The following is a 7,775-nucleotide window of genomic DNA, read 5'->3' as shown; positions in this document are numbered from 1 at the left end:
GCCGGACACCCGGCCCGGGCCGTCAGCCCACTCGGGTGAGCTTCTTGTCGAAGCCGGGCTCCACCAGGTCCGTCTGGAGGGCGACCGGGGAGCTGACCTTGCCGGCGCCCGTACCGATCGACACCTGGCCGACGACGTCGCCCGCCTTGCCCGCGTGCGGGACGGCCTTGCCGCCGTCCGTGAGCTCCAGCTTCACCTGGAGGCCCGGCCAGCCGACCGCCTTGAGCTCCTTGGTCGCGACCACCGGGGTGTGGCCGCCCAGGCCGTCGTCCACGTAGCCCAGGACCTGGCCCTTCTTGACCACGGCCGCCGAGGTGACGTCCTTCTGGGCCTGCTGGATCAGCTTGAGGCTGTTGTCGATGGCGAGCTGCAGCTTGTCGATGAGCAGCTTGGCGTCCTTCGCCCCCATGACGATGCCGAGGATGCGGCGGTTCTGGCCGTCGACGACGGTGTTCGCCGCCCAGAGCAGGTTGCCGCCGGCCGGGGTGGAGGAGCCGGTCTTGATGCCGCTCACACCCGGGTGGAGCAGGATGTTGTTGTTGTTCTCGATCCGGCCGGGGATGCCGTCCACCGTCACGTTCGGCATGTTCACGATCTCGCGGAACACGTCGTACTGCATGACCGCCTTCGCCAGCTTCAGCTGGTCCTGCGGGGTCGACATGGTGCTGTCGAGGAGACCGGACGGGTCCGTGTACGTGGACTGGGTCATGCCCAGGTCCTTCGCGGCGGCGTTCATCTTCTCGACGAACGCGGCCTCCGAACCGGCGTCCCAGCGCGCGAGGAGCCGGGCCACGTTGTTCGCGGAGGGGATCATCAGGAGCTCCAGGAGCTCCTTCTCCGTGTAGGTCTGGCCCTCCTGGACCGGCGCCGTCGACTCCGAGTCGTGCTTCGCCTGGTCGGCGGCCTTCTTGTCGATCGTGATCTCGGGCCCCTGCTGCTTCCCCTTGATCGGGTGGTCGCGGAGGATCAGGTACGCGGTCATCGTCTTGGTCACGGACGCGATCGGGGCCGGCTTCTGCGCCCCGTACGCGCCCATGGAACCGACGCCCTCGACCTCGACGGCGCCCTGACCCTCGTTGGGCCACGGCATGTTCAGCTTGCCGCCCTCGAAGGTGAACGTCGGCTCGGCCGACAGCGTGAGGGCGGGCGCGGGCAGCGGGCGGACCATCTGCACGATCGCAAAGACGATCAGGAGGAGCAGGACCAGCGGGGTCCAGATCCGCACCCGTCTCAGGGTCGTCCGCAGGGCACTCGGCGGCGGGGGCGGAGTGTTCGTCAGCTCCGCGAGCAGGTCGAGCGGCGGCAGTGGCGGCAACGGCTGCTGCCGGGTCCGCTCCGGCTCGGAGAGCGCCGATCGCGACGGTACGGGGGCGGGCGCGGCCGCCGCCTTGGGCTCGGGCGCCTTGGGAGCCTTGGGGGCCTCCGTCGGGGTGGCGGAGGCCTTGGCGGCCTCCTGCGCCGCCTTCTCGGCCTTCTCGGCCTTCTGCTCGGCGGGGATGTCGGGGCGCAGCGCGCGGAAGACGCTGGTGCGCTCGCTGTCGGAGTCCGCGGTCAGGGACGACGGGAGCTTCAGGGCGGTCGTCGGCTGGTCCACGACGGGCGGCCGGACCATCTTGAACATGGTCGTCGGCTGGTCGACGGGCTCCTCGTCCGGCTCCTCGTCCGGCTCCTCGCCCGAGTCACCGTCCGACTCGTCGTCCGACTTCTCGTCCTCGGAGGAGTCCGAGGTCGCCTCGGGCTCCGCCGGCTTCTCGTCGGCGGCGGGCTTCCGCGCGGCGAACCAGGACGCGGAGGGCGCCTTGTCCTCGACGGGCTCCTCGGGCGCTTCGGCCGACTCCTCGGCCGACTCGTCGTCGGACTCGTCGTCCGCGTCCTCGGGCCCGTCCTCGGGCTCGTCGTCCGGCTCGTCGCCCTGCGGCTCGTCCTCGACCTCGGAGTCGTCCGCCTCGGTCTCGTCCTCGGGCTCGCCGTCGTCCTCCGGCTCGCCGTCCTCGTCGGACTCCTCGGTCGGCTCCTCGGGCTCCTCCGCCGTCGCGACCCACGCCGCCACAGCCGTCTTCAGACGGTCGCCCTCCGGCTCCGACTTCGACTCCGGCTTCGGCTCCGAATCCGACGCCGGCTCAACCGCCGTCGGCTCGTCGTCCTCCGGCGTGCGCGGGGCCAGGGTCTTGAACACGGCCGTCGGCTGGTCCACCTGAACCGCCGAGGACGACGGAGCGTCTGACTCACGGAGCACGGAAAGCCGAGGATCCCGGCCGCCGCCGCCCGAGGCCGCCGTCTCCTGAGACGACCCCTGCTGCTCCGCCTTGTCGGGGGACTCGCCCGCCACCGTGCCTCCTCCATGCGTCATACGTACGTCCGAACCGTCTACCAGTGTCCTGTGTGAACCCCTTGGCTCCCGTGCTAGACGAGAACGACATACCTGCCGGTTCCCGGATGAACCACCCAGGCGCTCTCGACAGATGAATGTGAGAGGGGTCACCCTGTCATTCATCCACGCGGGGAGGCATGGATGGGCAGGAGCCGCAGAACTATTCCGGAAGAGCTTCTGTTGCTCGCTCTGGACCCGACCACGGGTACCACAGCGCAGCCGCAGTCGCTCGACCTCGGTCTGGCCGGAGCACAGCTAGTGGAGCTGGCTCTGGCAGGCCGGATAGCCCCTGACGGGGATCGTATCGCCGTGGTGATGCCACGGCCGACCGGAGATCCGACACTGGACTCCGCGCTGGAACTGCTGCGCAGGCGCGGCAGCCCGGTTCGGGCCGTCCACTGGATCGGCGGGCCCCGGCTGGGGCTCCGTCAGACGTATCTCTCGCATCTGGAGCGATGCGGCATGGTGCATGCCGTGGAGGGCCAGATGTGCGGGGTGTTGCCGACGACTCGCTACCAGGCGACGGACACGGCGATCAGTCGGGAGATCCGTGCCCGGCTGGACAGTGCGATCCGCACCGGCGTACCGCCGGACCCGCGGACCGCGGCGCTTGCCGCGCTGGCCCATGCGGTCGGTCTCGGGAAGCACCTCTACCCCGGCAACGAAGGACGGTCGTCGCGGTCCCGGCTGCGCGACCTGATCCGGCACGACCCCATGGGCGGACTCGTGGCGCACGCCGTGATGGACGTCCAGAACGGTGCGGCGGCGCAGCCGCGCCGGAGCGCCGCGGGCGTCCCGGCGCAGCCTCGCGGCAGCATGGCCCGCGCGGTCGCGCACTGACGCTCGCGCGACGAGCGGCACAGAGCACAGAGCACAGAACACCCGGCGCCAAGCACCCGGCGCCAAGCACCAAGCACCCGGCGCCACGAACCCGGCACCAAGAACCACCGAGCAGCACCGAGTACCACCGAGTCCCCCTGGAACCATCCCGGGAGCCGCACAGGTGTGCGGGGCGGTCTGGACGGCCGCCCCGCACATGTGCGTTGTCCTGGTTTCCCAGCGCGCACCCGGCCATTGGTGGCAGTCTGCCAAGCGGTAGATACTCACAGCTACGCAGCAGACAGCCGGAGGTGCAGTTTCCGTGGCGTCCAACGTCAACCCCACCGTCAGGCGACGCCGATTGGGCCAGGAGCTGCGCAAGCTCCGCGAGGCGAAGAACATGACGGCCGAGCAGGTCGCCGAGCGTCTCCTCGTCTCCCAGTCCAAGATCAGCCGGCTGGAGAACGGCCGTCGCTCCATCAGCCAGCGTGACGTCCGGGACCTGTGCGGCGTGTACGAGGTCGAGGACGAGCGCATGGTCGACTCCCTCATGCAGATGGCCAAGGACTCGCGCCAGCAGGGCTGGTGGCACGCCTTCGGCGACATCCCGTACAGCGTCTACATCGGTCTGGAGACGGATGCGGAGAGCCTGCGGATGTACGAGTCGCAGATCATCCCCGGACTGCTCCAGACCCCCGCGTACGCGGAGGCCGTGATCTCCGGGGCGATGCCGGAGTCGACGCCCTCGGAGATCGAGAAGCGGGTCACGGTGCGGACCCGCCGCCAGGAGCGGATCCGGGACGAGGAGCGTCCGCTGCGTCTGTGGGCGGTGATCGACGAGGGCGCGCTGCACCGGATCGTGGGCAGCAGGCAGCTGATGGTCGACCAGCTGGAGCACCTGATCGAGCAGTCGCACCTGCCGCACGTCACCGTGCAGGTGATCCCGTTCGAGATGGGCGCGCACCCGGGGATCAGCGGGCAGTACTCGATCCTTGAGTTCCCGGACACCTCGGACTCCAGCGTCGTGTACATCGAGGGCGTGACGAGCGACCTGTACCTGGAGAAGGCGCAGGACGTCGGGAAGTACTCCGTGATGTACGAGCACCTCAGGGCGCAGGCGCTGAACGTCGACCAGACGCGGGAGTTCATCGCGAAAATGGCGAAGAAGCACGCCCAGGGATGATCGCCCCGGGGCGGGTGAGGCACGGTACACCGGGCGATCGTTCCCACGGAAGCACAGCTGGAATATGCCACTCGGACGTGTGAACGCCGGTCCCGCCGGACGGGACCGGCGAGTAGCGTCGATCACGCCATCAAGAACGTTGGCGCGAAACACTACTCGGCAGAACCGGAGTGAGCAGCATGGCGATTATTCAGGGTGGTACGGACACCTGGACGAAGTCCTCGTACTCGGGCGGGAACGGGGCCTGCGTCGAGGTCAAGTCCCCCGTCGTGACCGCGATCGCGGTGCGTGACTCCAAGGCGCCCGAGGGCCCGTCCCTCTCTTTCGGTCCGGGATCGTGGAACGCCTTCGTCGGCGAGGTGAGCAACGGGGCCCTCTGAGCCCCGGTGCGCGCACGCCGTCACCAGCAGTACGAATGAGCCCTCTCGACCGGTCCGCCGTCCTGGCCGAGGGGGCTCGGCCTTTGCCCCCGGGAACCGGACGGACTCACCGCAGTTCGTCCACGTAGCGGTCCGTCCCCGGGACCGTCGGGATGAACGGAGCCACGAGCTCCACCCGGCCTCCCCCGTCCCCCAGGGACTCCAGGTCCGCGAAGTGCTCCGTCCAGCACGCGCGGGGGTCCTCCTCGAGGAACCACAGCAGGGTCAGCCGGGTGTCGACGCCCTCGACCTGCTTCACGTACGTCATGCGGTCGCCGGGCAGCGGGGTCGGCCGGAAGACCGTCACCATCGCCGCCGGTGAGCCGGTGAGCCGGCGGGGCAGCTCCCGGCTCCGCAGCCGGTCGAGCAGTTCCGCCCGCCCCTCCGGGCCCTCTGCGTCGATCACCTGGAGGATCAGGCCGGCGTAGGGGTGGTCGAGGGCGTGGAAGTCGCGCGGGCCGGTGGCCCCGTCGCGGTAGACGGTCGCCTCGTGGTCCTGGAACGAGGTGAAGACGTGGGTCCGCTCGTGGTGGACGCGGGAGTCCCGGTTGAGGCGCTTGTTGATGCCGACGGTCCACTTCATGTGGTCGTCGTAGCGGCCCTCGGTGATCCAGTACGTGGACAGGTAGCAGCCGGCGGTGACCGGCCGGGCGACGGCGGACTTCTCGGGGACGCGGAGCTCCTGGAGCTCGCGGGTGGCGACCCAGCGCCGGCCGGCGTACATCCAGGGCATGGCCATGGCGCCTGCGTAGTAATGATCATCTTCGTACCAGCGGTTGTACGCGTACTCGTGGCCCGGGTGCGGTTCCACCATGGTGATCAGCGCGTGGCCGGGACGCACGCCGTACGGCCCGACGGCGGCCAGCTCCGCGTACGTCTCACTGTGGGTCTCCTCGCTCACTCCCGTACCCCTTCCGCATGTCTTCCCTTGTCGGTGACAGCCACCTACTCTGACGGACCGTCAGATGCTTGACCAGGGTCGGGGAGGGTCCGAATGCTGCTCCAGGGGAAGACGGTCGTCGTGTCGGGGGTCGGCGCCGGGCTCGGGCACCGGATCGCGGAGACGGTGGTGCGGGACGGGGGCCACGCGGTGCTCGGCGCGCGCACCGGGGCCAACCTCGCCAAGTCCGCGGCCGAGATCGACCCGGAGGGGCGCCGTACCGCGTACCGGGTCACGGACATCACCGACGAGGAGCAGTGCGAGGCGCTGGCCGCGCTCGCCGTGGAGCGCTTCGGCGGGATCGACGCGGTGGTGCACGTCGCCGCCTGGGACTCGTACTTCGGGGGTCTGGAGGACGCGGACTTCGCGACCTGGCAGGGGGTGCTCGACGTCAATCTGCTCGGCACGCTGCGGATGACCCGGGCCTGCCTGCCGGCCCTCAAGGAGCGGGGCGGTTCCGTCGTCCTGATCGGGACGCAGTCGGCGATCGCCGCGCCCTCGCAGGTGCGGCAGGCGGCGTACGCGGCCTCGAAGGGGGCGCTGACCTCGGCGATGTACTCGCTCGCGCACGAGCTGGGGCCGCACCGGATCCGGGTCAACACCGTGCTGCCGGGCTGGATGTGGGGGCCGCCGGTCCAGGCGTACGTCCGGTTCGCCGCGCACACCGAGGGGCTGCCGGAGGCAGAGGTGCTGGCCCGGCTCACCGAACGGATGGCACTGCCGGAACTCGCGACGGACGGGGACGTGGCGGAGGCGGCGGCCTTCCTCGCCTCGGACCGGGCGCGGGCGATCACGGGGCAGTCGCTGCTCGTCAACGCGGGGGAACTGATGCGCTGAGCGCCCGGCTCATCCCCTCGGGTAGCGCGCCAGCCAGCCCGGCGAGGACTCCGCGGGGGTGTGCAGGGCCGCTCCCTGGGTCATCTCCATCGAGAAGTCGTCCGCGAGCTCCAGGACCGTCGCGCGGCCCTCGAGGTCGGCCAGCCAGGCCGGCGGGAGGGCCGTCTCGCCGTGCAGGGCGCCGAGCAGCGCGCCGGTGAGCGCGCCCGTCACCGCCGAGGGCCCGTCGTGGTTCACGGCGAGCCGCAGCCCGTGCCGTACGTCCTCGCCGACCAGGGCGCAGTAGACGGCCGCCGCCAGCTGCCCCTCGGCCCGGTCCTCCCCCGCCCCGAGGGCCGTCACCCGGTCCGCGCCCTGCACCCCCTCCCGTACGGCTCCGAGGGCGCGGCCCAGCGCCTCGGTGACCGGCTCGTGGCCGGGGCGCACCGCGAGCTGCTCCAGGGCGCGGGCCACCGCCGCCTCGACGGAGCCGCCGCGGGCGAGGCCGTGGACGGTGACCGCGAGGGCGCCCGCCGCGAGTCCTGCGGCCGGGGCGCCGTGCGTCTGCGCGGCGCACTCCACGGCGAGCTGGCAGACGAGCTGCGGCTCCCAGCCGACGAGCAGCCCGAAGGGGGCCGAGCGGGCCAGGGCGCCGGAGTCGGCGGCGTCCGGGTTCTTGGGCTTGTCGAGGGTGCCGAGGAGGTCGTCGCCGAGGCCGGTGAGGCAGGCGCGGGGCGGGTTGCGGCGGGCGTAGAGCCACTCCTCGCGGGCGAGCCAGCCGTTGTCCTTGCGGCGCTCGTCGGGGCCCCAGTCGCGCTGGGTGGCGGCCCAGCGCAGATGCGCCCGGTGGACGTCGGTGGGCGGGTGCCAGGCGCCGGTGTCGCGGCGGACCTGGGCGCGGATGAGGCCGTCGACGGTGAAGAGGGCCATCTGGGTCGCGGCGGTGACGGCGCCGCGGCGGCCGAACGCGGGAACGGGGTCGGCGAGTCCGTCAGGTCCGTGGGCCTCGCGCAGCTCCACGAGCGTGCGGCCGTCCGCTCCCGCCCCGAGGGCGTCGCCGAGGGCCCCACCGAGCAGACAGCCCCGTACGCGGGCCCGGAAGTCCTGCTGTTCGGCGCGGCCCCACACGGCCGCGGCTGTCGTGGCCACGATGTGCCCTCCCCCGTAGACCGGTCTGCGCAGCACTGTAATGGACCGGGTACGCCCGTTCGGGGCGCAGAACGTTAT

General features: G+C 71.4%; 7 protein-coding genes. 4 read left to right on the top strand and 3 right to left on the bottom strand.

Going from position 1 to position 7,775, the window contains the following annotated elements; translation table 11 throughout:
• Positions 1 to 22 precede the first annotated feature (22 nt).
• Positions 23 to 2,329, bottom strand: coding sequence for a serine hydrolase (locus tag CCN56_RS10455; RefSeq protein ID WP_086825794.1), 2,307 nt, complete (start codon positions 2,327 to 2,329; stop codon positions 23 to 25).
• Positions 2,330 to 2,512: 183 nt separating this feature from the next.
• Here CCN56_RS10455 and CCN56_RS10450 point away from each other — a divergent pair, with 183 nt between their 5' ends.
• From CCN56_RS10450 to CCN56_RS10440, 3 genes are all read left to right on the top strand, one after another.
• Positions 2,513 to 3,211, top strand: coding sequence for a GPP34 family phosphoprotein (locus tag CCN56_RS10450; protein ID WP_086825793.1), 699 nt, complete (start codon positions 2,513 to 2,515; stop codon positions 3,209 to 3,211).
• A 301-nt stretch (positions 3,212 to 3,512) separates the two neighbouring features.
• Positions 3,513 to 4,373, top strand: coding sequence for a helix-turn-helix transcriptional regulator (locus CCN56_RS10445; protein ID WP_086825790.1), 861 nt, complete (start codon positions 3,513 to 3,515; stop codon positions 4,371 to 4,373).
• A 179-nt stretch (positions 4,374 to 4,552) separates the two neighbouring features.
• Positions 4,553 to 4,753 carry a DUF397 domain-containing protein gene (locus tag CCN56_RS10440; protein ID WP_086825788.1) on the top strand — a complete coding sequence of 67 codons (201 nt, stop codon included), beginning with the start codon at positions 4,553 to 4,555 and terminating at the stop codon, positions 4,751 to 4,753.
• 106 nt (positions 4,754 to 4,859) lie between these two features.
• Here CCN56_RS10440 and CCN56_RS10435 read toward each other — a convergent pair whose 3' ends face one another.
• Positions 4,860 to 5,693 carry a hypothetical protein gene (locus tag CCN56_RS10435; protein WP_086825786.1) on the bottom strand — a complete coding sequence of 278 codons (834 nt, stop codon included), beginning with the start codon at positions 5,691 to 5,693 and terminating at the stop codon, positions 4,860 to 4,862.
• A 93-nt stretch (positions 5,694 to 5,786) separates the two neighbouring features.
• Between CCN56_RS10435 and CCN56_RS10430 the strand changes: the two genes are divergently transcribed.
• Positions 5,787 to 6,569 carry an SDR family oxidoreductase gene (locus tag CCN56_RS10430; RefSeq protein ID WP_086825784.1) on the top strand — a complete coding sequence of 261 codons (783 nt, stop codon included), beginning with the start codon at positions 5,787 to 5,789 and terminating at the stop codon, positions 6,567 to 6,569.
• Between the two features lie 9 nt (positions 6,570 to 6,578).
• Here CCN56_RS10430 and CCN56_RS10425 read toward each other — a convergent pair whose 3' ends face one another.
• Positions 6,579 to 7,697, bottom strand: a complete 1,119-nt coding sequence (locus CCN56_RS10425) for an ADP-ribosylglycohydrolase family protein (protein WP_086825783.1) — start codon at positions 7,695 to 7,697, stop codon at positions 6,579 to 6,581.
• Positions 7,698 to 7,775: the final 78 nt, after the last annotated feature.

Source organism: Streptomyces sp. NRRL B-24572 (genome assembly GCF_002156145.1).
GTDB classification, from domain to species: domain Bacteria; phylum Actinomycetota; class Actinomycetes; order Streptomycetales; family Streptomycetaceae; genus Streptomyces; species Streptomyces vietnamensis.
The sequence above is the reverse complement of the archived record's forward strand: the minus strand, read 5'-3'. Positions and strand labels throughout refer to the sequence as shown.

What these genes read in the sequence shown, in the direction of transcription:
- CCN56_RS10450 (WP_086825793.1), top strand. Translation starts at nt 2,513, where the DNA reads ATGGGCAGGAGCCGCAGAACTATTCCGGAAGAGCTTCTGTTGCTCGCT.
- CCN56_RS10440 (WP_086825788.1), top strand. Translation starts at nt 4,553, where the DNA reads ATGGCGATTATTCAGGGTGGTACGGACACCTGGACGAAGTCCTCGTAC.
- CCN56_RS10430 (WP_086825784.1), top strand. Translation starts at nt 5,787, where the DNA reads ATGCTGCTCCAGGGGAAGACGGTCGTCGTGTCGGGGGTCGGCGCCGGG.